The following is a 14,816-nucleotide window of genomic DNA, read 5'->3' on the forward strand; positions in this document are numbered from 1 at the left end:
CGGAATCTATTATGAGCGGAATCTATGCTGGTGGCTGGTATGTCACCACAAGGTCGGTTCGTGTTAGTTCTGATAAGTGGAGAACAAGCGACAAGGCGACAAGCCTGGCTAATGGCGTCAAGCCGAAGGTTAAGCGTGTGTCTAAGCCGAAGGCTAAGCCTACCCGTAAGCGGGTAAAGCCTAAGAAGTCGCTGGTGCGGGGTGCTGTTGGTGCTGGTGTACTAACGGTGCGTGAAATAGAATTACTAGCAAGGCAAGAAAAGTATGCGCAAGAGCAGAAGGTGGTTGTAGCTCAGCTGGTTAGAGCGCTGGTTTGTGGTGCCGGAGGTCGCCGGTTCGAAACCGGTCATCCACCCAAAACGCAAAAGCTCCCCGCAAGTCGGGGGGCTTTTTTTGTTATATAAGGTATGCTAAAGTCTATTTCCCATCTTTATCGACCACAGGACGATTCTCTCTATTGGCTATTTCCCAGGCTATAACAAAAGCCAATTGTGTTCTCTTAGTAAGCGCATCAAATTCAATTTTGCTAATTTCGTCCGAAGGTTTGTGATAATCTTCATGTACGCCATTAAAAAGGAAAACAGAAGGGATCCCATTTTTAGCGAAATTGTAATGATCAGATCGATAATAAAAACGATTGGGGTCTTTTTTATCATTGAATTTGTAGTCTAATTTGATGTTGACATATTTTTTGTTGGCATCTTCACAAATGTTGTATAAATCAGTCGAAAGATAATCAGAGCCAATAAGATATACATAATTGCTAGAATCGTTATGAAACTCATCGTGGCGACCAATCATGTCGATATTAATATCGGTTATGGTGTTTGCTAATGGATACAATGGGTTTTGCGAATAATAACTAGAACCTAATAATCCGTGTTCTTCTCCAGTCATGTGCATAAACAAAATAGAACGTTTTGGTCCATGACCTTCTTTTTTAGCAATTTGAAAAGCTTGGGCAATTTCTAATAATGCTACGGTACCAGAACCATCGTCATCAGCACCATTAAAGATTTCGTTATTTTCGATTCCAATGTGATCGTAATGAGCAGAAACAACAATGATTTCATTTGGCTTTTCAGAGCCTTCAATAAAGGCCCAGATATTTTCTGAATCAGGTAAATTTGTACTGCGATTTCCATTTAAAAATGTAGCAGGAACTTTTTGATAATAATTTTCAGCCTCTTTTGGAAAAGAAATTCCGTTGGTTTTATAATGATTTATGAGATAGTCACCCGCCTTTTTTTGTCCTTTTGATCCAGTATCTCGTCCTTCCATTTCGTCAGAGGCGACTATGGTTAGGTGTTCTTTCAAATCCTTTGCGCTAATTGAATTTAGATACTTGGTAGGTTCTGTAGATGAAACCGTACTCATTTGTGAAGTGCAAGAAAAAGTAGAGGCAATGATAAAAAGACAAAGAATTTTTTTCATAATATTTAAAATTTGTATTTGTGATAAATGTAAATTTAATTCATTTTTTTTTTAAAGGAAACTTTGGATAAGTCTAGCTTTTTATAAAGAAACTCAAACAATTCATCAAATGAATTAAAATAAAAATTTAAGTAAATCAAAAGTAATTATTTGTATCATAAAACAATTCTATTTGTATAATTTTGTTACAAAATAGTTATACCTCCCTCATTATGGAAATCACAAGTCAAATCATTTCGTCTAAATCTGAAGATTTAATCGCAAAAGAAAATAAATACGGTGCTCATAATTATCACCCATTACCAGTAGTATTAGATAAAGGCGAAGGCGTTTATGTTTGGGATGTCGATGGCAAAAAATATTTTGATTTTCTTTCAGCTTATTCAGCTGTCAATCAAGGGCATTGTCATCCTAAGATTGTAGGAGCTATGATTCAACAAGCCCAAACATTGACTTTGACCTCCCGTGCTTTTTATAATGACCAATTAGGAAATTATGAAGAATACATAACAAAATATTTTGGTTTTGACAAGGTTTTGCCCATGAATACAGGAGCAGAAGCAGTTGAGACCGCTATAAAACTCTGCCGAAAATGGAGCTATGAGGTGAAAGGTATTCCTGAAAATCAAGCACAAATTATCGTTTGTGAAAACAATTTTCACGGAAGAACAACTACAATCGTTTCGTTTTCTAATGACGAAACAGCCAGAAAAAGTTTCGGACCTTTTACCGATGGATTTATCAAAATTCCGTATGATGATACTGAGGCTTTAGAAAAGGTATTAAAATCATCGACAAATATTGCTGGATTTTTAGTAGAACCCATTCAAGGCGAAGCGGGAGTTTATGTTCCTTCCGAAGGCTATTTGGCAAAAGCCAAAGCACTTTGCGAACTACATAATGTATTATTTATTGCTGATGAGGTGCAAACCGGAATCGCTAGAACAGGAAGATTATTAGCCACTTGTGGCAATTGTTCCTGCGAAAATGGTTGCGAAAATACCCCCGAAGTAAAACCCGATATTTTAATTTTAGGAAAAGCCATTTCTGGAGGAGTTTATCCAGTTTCGGCTGTTTTGGCAAATGATAGGATTATGAATGTTATAAAACCTGGGCAACACGGTTCTACTTTTGGCGGAAACCCTATTTCCGCCGCAGTTGCTATTGCTGCGCTTGAAGTAGTAAGAGAAGAAAAATTAGCCGAAAATGCCGAAAAATTGGGGATTATACTTCGAAAAGGGCTCAACGAAATTGCAGAAAGAAATCCTTTAATCGAATTGGTTCGTGGCAAAGGATTACTAAATGCTATCGTTATTAATTGTGCCGAAGATTCCGATTTGGCTTGGAACATCTGTCTTCGTTTTAGAGATTATGGCTTACTAGCTAAACCTACGCATGGCAATAAAATTCGTTTTGCTCCTCCATTGGTAATTACCGAAGCGCAAATTCAGGAGTGTTTGGTGATTATAGAAAAAGCCTTGAACGATTTTTAAATTCTTCGTAACAGCTAATTTGATTTAAATATCGCTACGAAGTCGTGACTTTGAAACCTGATAATTATAGAGATTTTTTTTATGTGACACTTCGGGGGGTATTAAATTATGTTTTTTATTTTCGAAGCGTACAACAAGGATTCTTCTAAATTGAGTGGGAAATCAAAAGCTTGTTCTAGAATTTCTGTCAAAATTTGATCTATTTTTTTAACTGAACTTTTTTTATCGATGTAAGAGGCTAGGTCTTTTGCCTCTGTATCATAATTATTCAATTCGGGTACATTTACTGCAAATTCTCCAAGCGGATTCCATTCGGTAAGTATTTGTTTTACTTGTTCTATTTGATTGTCATTCATAGTTTAAATTTTCAAAAAATTTATTTACTTATTATCTATTTTTGAGATATAAAAATTATACGAGAAGACCGCCTTATAAATGCTTTTTATAGTGGGCACGGATTGCAAATCCTCGCTATCGGGTTTTACTACACAAAAAATCACTCGAACCTACTTTTGAATAATTACAGCCAACCGTTAAAATTAACTTCTTAATGAACAAACAAGGCTATCATTATTTCGATTACAATTAAAATGATGATGATCCATTCTAGTCGTGTACTTTCTCTTACATTTAAAACATCGGTAAAAAGGGTTAGATTATCCTCGATAATTTGCAATCGATAATCCAAATCTTTAAATCTAGTGTTGATGTCAAAATTGGACTTCAGTTGGCGATTTATGGATAAAGTCTAAAAAATATTTTTTGGCAACAGCATCATAGTTGGCAAAAACCACTACACCGTAATCAAAAACATATAAATAACGGTTGTTTGATAGCACATAAAATACTTCCGAAGTGGAGCCAGAATAGGCTTCAAATTGAAATTGAGCACGAAATTTTTTGATATTGAATAATTAGCAATTTGAAAAGCTTCAATTTGTATTCCCATATCAAAATGAAATTAAATTATGAAAAAACTCAAAATTAGTAGTTCTAAATAAGCTTTTACTTCCTCACAAAAGGGGGGAGTAATTTACTTGTTACTTCACCAAAACCTATTCGGACTCCATTATTTTTAGAATAGCCTTTTATAGTAACGGTGTCTCCGTCATTCAAAAACTTACGTTCTGTTCCGTCATTAAGTTTAATCGGGTTTTTTCCTCCCCAAGTGATCTCTATCATTGAGCCTAAACTGTCTGGGCTAGTTCCAGAAATTGTCCCAGAACCCATCATGTCTCCTGAGTTTACTCTACAGCCATTGGATGTATGATGCACTAATTGCTGAATCATAGACCAGTAGGTATATTTAGAATTTGTTTTTGAAAGTATCGTTTCTTGGCCATTTTCGGGTAGTAAACTTACTTCTAAATTAATATCGAAATTATGTTTGCCTTTAAATTGTAGATATGGGAACGGAGCAGGGTCTTGTTTTGGACCTTTTGTTCTAAAAGGTTCTAGTGCATCCATGGTAATTATCCAAGGTGAAATTGAAGTGGCAAAGTTTTTTGATAAAAAAGGACCCAGGGGTGCTGATTCCCATTTTTGAATATCTCTAGTACTCCAATCATTCATTAAAACCATTCCGAAAATATAATCTTCGGCCTCATTTATTGGGATTCTTTCTCCCATAATATTGGCATCGGTGGTAATAAAAGCAGTTTCTAATTCAAAATCAACCATTCTTGATGGGCCAAAAACGGGTGTGGTTTCACCTTCTGGTAAATATTGTCCCATGGGTCTGTTTACAGCTATTCCCGAAGGAATTATGGTGGAGCTTCTGCCATGATAGCCAATCGGAATATGAAGCCAATTGGGTAGTAATCCATTTTCGCTAGGATTATTGCGAATTTTCCCTGTGTTGATTGCGTGGGTTTTATTCGAATAAAAATCGGTGTAATCACCTATCAAAACAGGTAATTGCATTTCGACTTCATCCATTTTAAAAATGACAACATCCTTATGATTTTTATTTTCTCGAAGCTTTGGATTTTTTTCGTCGAAAATATCTGCAATACGATTTCGAACCAATCGCCAAGTTTTTTTCCCGTCAGATATAAAGTCATTTAGGGTATCTTGAAGAAACATATCATCGGTTAAATCTATTCCATCAAAATAATTTAATTGTTGCAAGGCACCTAAATCTATAGCAAAATCACCAATACGAGTACCAACAGTAACCACATTTTCCTTGGTTAAAAAGACACCAAAAGGAATATTTTGTATAGGGAAATCGCTAATTGTAGCTACTTCTAGCCATGATTTTCTATTGATGATATTGGCTGATAAAGACATTAAATTGTTGATTATTTTGTTAAGAAATACAAATCAAATATATAGCATAAACTTATAATATACCAAACGTTTTTTTGTATTTTTGCGTCAAATTAATTAAAATTAAAGAAATGCAACGCGACAAACAAATTTTTGACCTTATTTTAGAAGAACAAGAAAGACAAATTCACGGATTAGAACTTATCGCTTCTGAGAATTTTGTGAGTGATGAAGTAATGGAAGCAGCGGGTTCTGTTTTGACCAATAAATATGCTGAGGGATATCCTGGCAAAAGATACTATGGTGGTTGCGAAGTGGTGGATGTTATCGAACAAATTGCGATTGACAGAGCTAAAGAATTGTTTGGAGCAGTATATGCTAACGTACAGCCTCATTCGGGTTCACAAGCAAACACTGCAGTTTTTCACGCTTGTTTAAAACCTGGGGATAAAATTTTAGGTTTCGATTTAGCGCACGGTGGGCATTTAACTCATGGTTCTCCTGTGAATTTTTCAGGACGTATATACACACCTTCTTTTTATGGTGTTGACAAAGAGACCGGAAGATTAGATTATGATAAAATTCAAGAAATAGCGACCAAAGAACAACCTAAATTAATCATTGCAGGAGCTTCGGCTTATTCTCGTGATATGGATTTTGAGCGTTTTAGAGCAATTGCTGACAGTGTTGGCGCTATTTTATTAGCTGATATTTCTCATCCTGCAGGGCTTATCGCCAAAGGGTTAATGAATGATCCTATTCCGCATTGTCATATCGTTACTACTACAACCCACAAAACCTTGCGTGGTCCTCGTGGTGGTTTAATTTTGATGGGGAAAGATTTCGAAAACAAAATGGGGTTAACAACACCAAAAGGAGAAATCAGAATGATGTCATCTTTATTGGATTTAGCTGTTTTTCCAGGAAACCAAGGAGGTCCTTTGATGCACATTATCGCTGCCAAAGCAATAGCTTTTGGAGAGGCGTTAAAAGATGAGTTTTTTACCTATGCAATGCAATTACAAAAAAATGCTAATGCGATGGCAGATGCTTTTGTAAAAAGAGGTTACCAAATTATTTCAGGCGGTACAGACAATCACATGATGTTGATTGATTTAAGAAACAAAAATATTTCAGGAAAAGATGCCGAAAATGCGCTTGTAAGAGCTGAAATAACAGTAAATAAAAACATGGTTCCTTTTGATGATAAATCACCATTTGTAACTTCTGGTATTCGTGTAGGAACAGCGGCAATTACCACTCGTGGACTTGTTGAAGAAGACATGGAGACTATAGTTGCATTAATCGATAGAGTTTTAGTAGATCATACCAATGAAGCTGTTATTGAAGCAGTAGCTGAAGAAGTGAATGAGATGATGAGCGAAAGAGCAATTTTTGTTTATTAAGCAAAAGTTTATAAGGTTATAAGTTAAAAGGTTATAAGTTTAGCAAATTTGTGCTAGAATTATAACCTTTTTTATTTTTAATAACTTACTATCAATTTTAATCAAAATTATTACAAGCAACACAATCAAATGATTTGTCGAATATATTTTCTCATTTTCTAAAAAAAACATCTTATTTTTACGATTGTCAATTAACATTTCAAATCTAAAACTGTGTCAAAAAATCTAATCATTCAAAATATAAGTGCTTTAAAGAGCCATTTATCTATTAATTATGGTATAAAAACAAAGGTTGAAGACTTTACAGAAAAACTTTTTTATACTTTGTTTGATAGCAATGCTCCATTAAATCAAAGTGTCGAAGAATTGGAAACCTTATTCAAAGAAATTTCTAAAATTGCTTGTAAAAAAACACCAGAATTATGTGATGGCGCTTGGAATCAGTTTCTTGAAATGCTTCCTTCGGTTTTAGAAAAATTGAATTTGGATGCCGAATATATTTTAGAAAATGATCCCGCTTCCAATAGTATCGATGAGGTTTATTTGGGGTACCCTGGTTTTTATGCCATCGCTATTTATAGACTGAGTCATGAGTTGTATTTGTTAGATATGCTACTTTTTTCGAGATTGATGAGTGAGTACGCGCATCAAATTACGGGAACCGATATTCATGCCGGTGCGACCATTGCTTCCCCATTTTTTATAGATCATGCGACTGGAATTGTAATTGGGGAAACGACAGTAATCGAAAAAAATGTAAAGTTGTATCAAGGTGTAACTTTGGGGGCTTTAAGTGTTAGCAAGGACATGAAAAATTCAAAGCGCCATCCCACCGTTGAAAAAAATGTATGTATTTATGCCAATGCCACCATTTTGGGAGGTGAAACTACTATTGGGAAAGACAGCGTTATTGGGGGAAATACTTGGATAACCAAATCGATTCCCGAAAAATCGCTTGTTACCAATACTACAATTACCGAAGTGAAAATTAAAGAATTAAAATAATTATGAAGCCGCAACGATTATTAGACTTAATTGGAAATACACCTTTAGTTGAAAGTGTAAATCTTGTGAAAAACAAAAATGTAAAACTTTTATTAAAGTTAGAAGGCAATAATCCTGGAGGAAGTCTCAAAGATCGCGCAGCTTACAATATGATTGCATCCGCATTAGAAAGAGGTGACATCAAAAAAGGCGACAAACTTATAGAAGCCACCAGTGGCAATACTGGAATAGCATTGGCAATGATTGCTCAGCTTTTTGGCATAGAAATAGAATTGGTACTTCCTGAAGATTCGACCAAGGAACGCACTCAAACCATGTTAGCTTTTGGAGCAAAAGTGATTTTGACCCCAGCGAGTTTAGGAATCATAGGTTCTAGAGATTACGTAGATAATAAGATGAAACAAGGCGGTTACATCATGCTCAATCAGTTTGCAAATGACGACAACTGGAAAGCGCATTATAAGACAACAGGACCAGAAGTTTGGAATGATACCGAAGGGACTGTTACTCATTTTGTTTCTGCAATGGGAACTACAGGTACCATAATTGGTACTTCTACCTATTTGAAAGAAAAAAATCCAGCCATACAAATTGTGGGAGCACAACCGAGTGATGGATCCCAAATTCCAGGAATTAGAAAATGGCCTCAAGAATACTTACCTAAAATATTTGATGCTTCAAAAGTGGATACGATTATTGAAGTGAGCGAACAAGAAGCCCGAGAAATGACTAAAAGATTAGCCAAAGAAGAAGGTGTTTTTGCAGGAATGAGTAGTGGAGGTTCTGTTGCGGTAGCTGTTAAAGTAGCAGAACAACTAGAGTCTGGTGTAATTGTCGCCATTATTTGTGATCGTGGTGATCGCTATTTGTCTTCTGATTTGTTTGATTAGTTTGAAATAAAAAAGTATTACAATTAACCCGTTGGATGTAATTCAATTTTCATGATTTTTTTAACCACATAGAAACATAGATTCTGGGAATTTTGAAAGTCGTTTCACTTAATTCGAGAAAAACATAGCTATATGAACCCAAGACCCGAGTCCCGCTGTTTTGCGGGACGAACAGGCGAAGCAATTGGGCTATCCCAGTCTTTTTTTCTATGTTTCTATGTGGTTAAATTTTTTATTATGTCAATAATTAGATTTTTTTTAATTAAACCCAACGGGTTACAATTAGATATAGAGTTTAAGTTAACTTTATAATTACCTTTTATTTTATTATCTGTATGATACAGAAATCACAAGCTCAAGATAGAGCCAATTTAAATAAATATAGAAACGACAATGCTTTGCTTCAACCTTTGGATTCAGGGCAGAAAAGAATTGTTTTTATGGGAGATTCAATAACTGAATTTTGGTCTGAGCAATATCCTGAATTTTTTGCAGGAAAACACTATGTTAATAGAGGAATTAGCGGTCAAACAACGCCACAAATGTTGATTCGTTTTCGTGCTGATGTTATCAATTTGAATCCATCACTCGTAGTTATTTTAGCTGGTGTAAATGATATTGCGGGTAATACCGGACCATCAACTTTAGAAATGATAACAAATAATATTTTTTCGATGGTAGAGTTGGCAAAAGCAAATCAGATAAAAGTTATTTTATGTTCTGTTTTACCTGCATCTGATTTTCCTTGGAAAAAGGGAATGCAACCAGCAGAAAAAATTATGGCTCTTAATACTAAATTAAAAGAATATGCTTTAGCCAATGAAATTAATTATCTTGATTATTTTTCAGCTATGGTTGATGAAAAAAAGGGGTTGAAGTCAATTTATTCAAACGATGGAGTGCATCCTAATATGTTAGGATATGAAGTAATGTCATCACTAGCTGAATCGGCTATTCTAAAAAAATTAAATTAAATAGTTGGTAATTTACACTGTTTTAAGTAAATATTAATCAGTACGTTAAACGGTTTAAACTTTTTTGTACTTTGCTAGTCTAAATTAACAAAAAAGAAGTTATGGCATCATTAAACCCTAAAACAAGTGCTCTAGGAACTGTTTTTGCTAAACACTTATTAAGAAGATCAAGTTTTGTATATACTAAAGATGTTATTAATCAATTTTCTTCTTTAACACCTACCCAAGCACTTGATTTGTTGTTTGTTAAAGATACTCCCATATTACCATTACCTTATGATCCTACTCCAATAGCAACTCCTGATGGCTTTTGGACAGAAGTTCCTGCATCAATAACTGCTCCTTCCGCATTTGCTTCACAAACTAGAAAACGTTCTATTGTTGCAGGTTGGTGGTGGTATAATGCCATTAATAGTCCCACCTTAAAATATAAAATTTGTCACTTTCTGTCTACTAGATTCACAGTTGAAAAAAGCCTTTGTGGAGCTTCTTCGTATTTCTATGATCATATTCGTTTATTGTTGTATTATTCAACCAACGGAAATTATAAAGAATTAGCCAAAAAAATATCACTTGATAATGCCATGCTAGTTTATTTGAATAACACATCAAATAGTAAATTAGCTCCAAACGAAAATTATGCACGTGAATTTTTAGAATTATTCACCATTGGCAAAGGGCCACAAATTGCAGCGGGAAATTATACCAATTATACAGAAGCAGATGTTGTTCAAGCCGCCAGAGTATTAACTGGATTTAGATTAAAATCAGACAGAACGCTTATTGATAGCACTACAGGAATTCCTAAGGGATATAATGTTTTTTCTACACACGATAACACAAGTCCAAAAGTATTTAGTTCTGCTTTTGGAAATACATCGATTGCCTCAGCAACTAGTGCAACAGCTATGGATGCTGAATTAGACAGCTTTGTGAATATGGTATTTAATAAGCAGGCTACAGCAAAAAACATTTGTAGAAAAATGTATATTTATTTTGTAAAAAGCACCATAACCCCCGAAGTAGAAACCGATATCATTACTCCTTTAGCTGCTGATTTGTTTGCCAATGGGTATAATATATTACCTATTCTTAGAAGGCTGTTAACCAGTGAACATTTTTATGATTTAGATGATTCGAATGCTGCCGATGAAACACTAGGAGGGATTATAAAATCACCTCTTCAACAAATTTCAGAATTGGTAACTTATCTAAAAGCCACAATACCTTCTCCGGTTACTAATTCGTATGAGTACTATATCAATTTCTGGAATAACTTTATACATGACACCTTTTTGAATGGCGCCAATATGATCTTATTTGATCCTGATAATGTGGCTGGTCATCCTGCCTATTATCAAGCGCCAGATTTTGATAAAACTTGGATTTCATCTTCTACTCTAATTGCAAAATACCGTTTGGGTGAATCTTTATTAGACGGATTCAACAGAATAAGTGGAAACGCTAACATCAAAGCTAAAATCAATATTTCGGATGTGATAAAAAATGGTGGTTTGATTTCAGACGCATTAGATCCTTACATTCTTACCTCAGAACTTTGTAACGCTTTATTTGCTCAAGAACCTGATGCTGATCGAATCAATTATTTTATGAATTCTTTTCTATTGCAAGGTTTGGCCACTTTTTATTGGACAACCGCATGGAGTACATATTTATCAGACGGTAAAAATTTAGTAGTAGAACCAAGGTTAAAGTTATTAGTAACAAAAATTTCTAGTGCACCAGAATCTCAAATTTTTTAATCCATTTTGCAAATAAATGATTTTCATTAAGATGAGAAAATATGAAACACCCATGATAATAGTTCTTGACACACTGGGGGATGATTATGGGTGTTCCATCTGACCAAAGAAAAAAATAAATATTAAAAGATGAAAAGAAGAAATTTTATAAAATTATCATCCACAGCAACGGCGTTAAGTCTTTTGCCAACAGATGTTTTTGCTTTATTCAAATCTGCCGGAATGGATTCTTGTCCTAATGTCAACGCTAAAAAAATTGTACTCATACAACTTTCGGGTGCTAATGATGGATTGAATACTGTAGTCCCCTTAAATCAATATGATAAATATGCAGCCTTGAGACCCAATATTAAGTTAAGTAACACAGGAGCAAATGGTGTTATTAATTTAGATGCTACCTTAAGTACTGCCAATCAAGTAGGATTGCATCCAGCGTTAATTGGATTTAAAAGTCTTTATGATCGGGGCTTAATGCGCATTGTTCAGGGAGTTGGTTATCCAATACAAGATAAATCACATTTTAAATCTACAGATTTATGGCTCACAGGTGGCGATGGAACGCCTGCTAATAATTTTTCTGATAGTGGTTGGATAGGTCGCTTTTTAGAAAATTATTATGCAAATTACCTTAGTGCCAATTTTCCATTAGGAATTCAATTAGGAAGCAGTGATAATTCTCTAGGTTTTCACGGTGAGGTTGAACACGGAATGTCGATGAATATAAACGGTCAGGATCCATCAGGTTTTTATTCAATAATCAACGGATTAGGAGGAGCTGCTCCAGCAAACATACCAAATTCAGAATATGGCGGTTTGTTACAGTTTATTTTAGATAACGATACATCTTCCAATACCTATTCTCAATCCATTTCAAATGCATTTAATGCAGGAACTAATACTACTACCTATCCTAATACCAGTTTGGCAAACCAATTAAAAACAGTGGCTAAATTCATTTCAGGAGGTTTGCAAACCAAAGTGTATTTGGTTAAAATTGGTGGATTTGACACTCATGATTTACAAGTACAAGACAATTTGTCTACACATTTGGGAACCCATGCCAACTTAATGACCCAAATTTCTGAAGCAATCAATGCATTTATAACCGATATTAATAGTCAAAATATAGGTGACGATGTGGTGGCAGTTACTTTTTCGGAATTTGGACGTAAAGCTGCCGAAAACGGGAATTTAGGCACCGATCACGGTGAAATAGCGCCTATGTTTGTTTTTGGAAATTCTATTGCTCCAGGTATTTCAGGTACTAACATTAATTTGAATGAGGCTGTGTCTGGTAATAATTTTCAGGTACAAACGGTACAACACGATTACAGACGCGTTTTTGGTACAATTTTGCAAGATTGGTTCGGGGTCAATAATACCAGTCTTGACCTGACTTTTTATAATCAAACTACCAATTCTGGATATACGAATGCCAAAATTGCCAACATGATTAAAACTCAAAATTTAGTGCAACCGAGTTGCTATTCAGAAAAAGCTTTGGGTACGACCAGTTTTGAAATTAAGAATGAAGTTCTGGTTTATCCCAATCCAAGTTCGGAAATTGTTGTAGTTCAATCTACGAATAACATCAATTCGGTTTCGATTTTTGCCATGGATGGTCGAAATGTGAAAAACTATAGAAATCCATTGACCACCAATGAATATACTATTGATGTTCAAAATTTGTCGGTAGGAATGTACACTATTAAGATAAATACGGATAATGGAATATTTTCTAAAAAAATAATTATTAGGCGATAATCCTAAAATTTTAGTTTTATATAATTAAGCCGTTGGTTGTAATTCATACAAATGCAAATAAACTAATTAATTTAAAAAATTAAACCACGTAGATTCATATAAAAAAGAGTCTTATAGCCCATTTTATGGGTTCAACTAGCTCTGCATTCTAAAAAAAAAGTGAAACTTCTTTTCTTAGTTTTTAAAATCTATGAATCTATGTGGTGAAAAATTTTAATAAATTGAATTAGATCTAAACGGTTATTATCACTTTCTTTTCAAAAATATTTCCCAATTTGAATTTATAAAACCATTCAATCTCTTATTTTTGCCTTATGGCAAAGAAAAATACAGACAAGGTCGTTTTTGATCATATACAAGTCCTTGATGCAGGTGCAAAAGGCGTTTCGGTGGCAAAAGCACCCGATGGGAAAGTGATATTTATCCCTAATGTTGTTCCAGGTGATGTGGTTGATGTGCAAACTTTCAAAAAACGCAAAGCGTATTACGAAGGAAAAGCTGTTAAATTTCACGAATATTCCCAACACAGAATTGAACCTATTTGTGAGCATTTTGGTGTTTGTGGCGGTTGCAAATGGCAGAATATGCAATACAGTCAACAATTGTATTACAAGCAAAATGAGGTGTATAACCACTTACTTCGTATCGGAAAAATTGAACTTCCCGAATTTGAACCCATTTTAGGTTCTCAAAAACAATTTTTTTACAGAAACAAAATGGAATTTTCGTTTTCGAACAGCCGTTGGTTGACCGAAAAAGAAATCGAGTTAGAAGATATAGACGCGATTAAACGCGTCTATACAGGCAATAGAAATGCACTGGGTTTTCATATCCCGAAAATGTGGGACAAAATCTTGGATATCAACAAATGCCATTTGCAGGAAGATCCATCCAATGCGATTCGGAATGAAGTTCGGGAATTTGCTAACGATAATAACCTGACCTTTTTCAATCCACGAGCGCACGAAGGATTACTTCGGACTCTAATGATGCGTACCGCTTCGACTGGAGAAATTATGGTTTTGATTCAGTTTTTCGAAAATGATAAAGCTAGTAGCCAATTGCTTTTGGATCATATTTACGAGAAATTTCCGCAAATTACTTCCTTGCAATATGTTGTCAATAATAAGGCTAATGATACCATTTATGACCAAAACATTCAATTGTACAAAGGAAGAGATTACATTTTAGAAGAGATGGAAGGCTTGAAATTTAGTATTAATGCTAAATCGTTTTACCAAACCAATTCCGATCAAGCGTATGAATTGTATAAAATCACTAGAGATTTTGCAGGACTTAGCGGCAATGAAATTGTATATGATTTATATACAGGGACTGGAACTATAGCTCAATTTGTATCTAAAAATGCGAAGAAAGTCATTGGTGTAGAAAGTGTTCCCGAAGCGATTGTTGATGCCAAAGCCAATGCAGTTCGCAATGAAATAACTAATTGTGAGTTCTATGTTGGGGATATGAAAGTGGTTTTTAACGAAAGTTTTATTGCGCAACATGGCAAACCCGATGTAATTATTACCGATCCGCCCAGAGACGGAATGCACAAAGACGTGATTGAACAAATCATGAAAATTGAGCCTGAAAGAATTGTCTATGTAAGTTGTAATTCGGCTACCCAAGCTCGTGATTTAGCTTTGATGGACGAGAAGTATAAAGTAACACGGGTCAGACCTGTAGATATGTTTCCGCAGACGCACCATGTTGAAAATGTAGTACTTTTGGAAAGAAGATAATATTAGTCCCGAAGCTTCGGGAGCAGATTGCAGATTGCAGAGATTTTGAAGAACAGAAAATTAAATTG

The 14,816-nt window shown here is 34.8% G+C and carries 11 protein-coding genes and 1 tRNA gene; 9 read left to right on the top strand and 3 right to left on the bottom strand.

Annotated features, from left to right (window positions below; translation table 11 throughout):
• Positions 1–281 precede the first annotated feature (281 nt).
• Positions 282–355 (top strand) — tRNA-His (locus ACKVOD_RS05770).
• Positions 356–417: 62 nt separating this feature from the next.
• Here the strand turns inward: ACKVOD_RS05770 and ACKVOD_RS05775 are convergent.
• On the bottom strand, positions 418–1,434 hold the full coding sequence (locus ACKVOD_RS05775; protein WP_409208517.1) for a M28 family metallopeptidase: 1,017 nt from the start codon (positions 1,432–1,434) through the stop codon (positions 418–420).
• Positions 1,435–1,646: 212 nt separating this feature from the next.
• Here ACKVOD_RS05775 and rocD point away from each other — a divergent pair, with 212 nt between their 5' ends.
• Complete coding sequence (gene rocD / locus ACKVOD_RS05780; RefSeq protein ID WP_409208518.1) at positions 1,647–2,927, top strand: ornithine--oxo-acid transaminase; 1,281 nt, start codon at positions 1,647–1,649, stop codon at positions 2,925–2,927.
• A 101-nt stretch (positions 2,928–3,028) separates the two neighbouring features.
• On the opposite strand, the gene ACKVOD_RS05785 is transcribed toward rocD, so the two are convergent.
• Together ACKVOD_RS05785 and fahA are read right to left on the bottom strand one after the other, a co-directional pair.
• Positions 3,029–3,283 (bottom strand): hypothetical protein, encoded by a 255-nt coding sequence (locus ACKVOD_RS05785; RefSeq protein ID WP_409208519.1) that lies wholly within the window; start codon positions 3,281–3,283, stop codon positions 3,029–3,031.
• A gap of 649 nt (positions 3,284–3,932) precedes the next feature.
• Positions 3,933–5,219 carry a fumarylacetoacetase gene (fahA, locus tag ACKVOD_RS05790; RefSeq protein ID WP_409208520.1) on the bottom strand — a complete coding sequence of 429 codons (1,287 nt, stop codon included), beginning with the start codon at positions 5,217–5,219 and terminating at the stop codon, positions 3,933–3,935.
• Positions 5,220–5,329: 110 nt separating this feature from the next.
• Here fahA and glyA point away from each other — a divergent pair, with 110 nt between their 5' ends.
• The 7 genes from glyA to rlmD all read left to right on the top strand — a co-directional run bounded on the left by glyA (position 5,330) and on the right by rlmD (position 14,748).
• Positions 5,330–6,604: a serine hydroxymethyltransferase gene (gene glyA, locus ACKVOD_RS05795; protein ID WP_409208521.1), complete on the top strand. Its 1,275-nt coding sequence runs from the start codon at positions 5,330–5,332 to the stop codon at positions 6,602–6,604.
• A gap of 213 nt (positions 6,605–6,817) precedes the next feature.
• On the top strand, positions 6,818–7,609 hold the full coding sequence (locus ACKVOD_RS05800; RefSeq protein ID WP_409208522.1) for a serine O-acetyltransferase: 792 nt from the start codon (positions 6,818–6,820) through the stop codon (positions 7,607–7,609).
• Between the two features lie 2 nt (positions 7,610–7,611).
• Positions 7,612–8,499: a cysteine synthase CysM gene (gene cysM, locus ACKVOD_RS05805; RefSeq protein WP_409208523.1), complete on the top strand. Its 888-nt coding sequence runs from the start codon at positions 7,612–7,614 to the stop codon at positions 8,497–8,499.
• A 335-nt stretch (positions 8,500–8,834) separates the two neighbouring features.
• Positions 8,835–9,473: an SGNH/GDSL hydrolase family protein gene (locus ACKVOD_RS05810; protein ID WP_409208524.1), complete on the top strand. Its 639-nt coding sequence runs from the start codon at positions 8,835–8,837 to the stop codon at positions 9,471–9,473.
• A 101-nt stretch (positions 9,474–9,574) separates the two neighbouring features.
• Complete coding sequence (locus tag ACKVOD_RS05815) at positions 9,575–11,236, top strand: DUF1800 family protein (RefSeq protein WP_409208525.1); 1,662 nt, start codon at positions 9,575–9,577, stop codon at positions 11,234–11,236.
• A 129-nt stretch (positions 11,237–11,365) separates the two neighbouring features.
• Positions 11,366–13,000, top strand: coding sequence for a DUF1501 domain-containing protein (locus ACKVOD_RS05820; protein ID WP_409208526.1), 1,635 nt, complete (start codon positions 11,366–11,368; stop codon positions 12,998–13,000).
• Between the two features lie 314 nt (positions 13,001–13,314).
• Positions 13,315–14,748 carry a 23S rRNA (uracil(1939)-C(5))-methyltransferase RlmD gene (rlmD, locus tag ACKVOD_RS05825; RefSeq protein ID WP_409208527.1) on the top strand — a complete coding sequence of 478 codons (1,434 nt, stop codon included), beginning with the start codon at positions 13,315–13,317 and terminating at the stop codon, positions 14,746–14,748.
• The last annotated feature ends 68 nt before the right edge of the window (positions 14,749–14,816 follow it).

Source organism: Flavobacterium sp. (assembly GCF_046155325.1).
In the GTDB taxonomy this organism is placed as follows: Bacteria; Bacteroidota; Bacteroidia; order Flavobacteriales; family Flavobacteriaceae; genus Flavobacterium.

Excerpts from the sequence above, each read along its gene's own strand:
- ACKVOD_RS05775 (WP_409208517.1), bottom strand. The coding sequence starts at position 1,434 with ATGAAAAAAATTCTTTGTCTTTTTATCATTGCCTCTACTTTTTCTTGC.
- rocD (WP_409208518.1), top strand. The coding sequence starts at position 1,647 with ATGGAAATCACAAGTCAAATCATTTCGTCTAAATCTGAAGATTTAATC.
- ACKVOD_RS05785 (WP_409208519.1), bottom strand. The coding sequence starts at position 3,283 with ATGAATGACAATCAAATAGAACAAGTAAAACAAATACTTACCGAATGG.
- fahA (WP_409208520.1), bottom strand. The coding sequence starts at position 5,219 with ATGTCTTTATCAGCCAATATCATCAATAGAAAATCATGGCTAGAAGTA.
- glyA (WP_409208521.1), top strand. The coding sequence starts at position 5,330 with ATGCAACGCGACAAACAAATTTTTGACCTTATTTTAGAAGAACAAGAA.
- cysM (WP_409208523.1), top strand. The coding sequence starts at position 7,612 with ATGAAGCCGCAACGATTATTAGACTTAATTGGAAATACACCTTTAGTT.
- ACKVOD_RS05810 (WP_409208524.1), top strand. The coding sequence starts at position 8,835 with ATGATACAGAAATCACAAGCTCAAGATAGAGCCAATTTAAATAAATAT.
- ACKVOD_RS05815 (WP_409208525.1), top strand. The coding sequence starts at position 9,575 with ATGGCATCATTAAACCCTAAAACAAGTGCTCTAGGAACTGTTTTTGCT.
- ACKVOD_RS05820 (WP_409208526.1), top strand. The coding sequence starts at position 11,366 with ATGAAAAGAAGAAATTTTATAAAATTATCATCCACAGCAACGGCGTTA.
- rlmD (WP_409208527.1), top strand. The coding sequence starts at position 13,315 with ATGGCAAAGAAAAATACAGACAAGGTCGTTTTTGATCATATACAAGTC.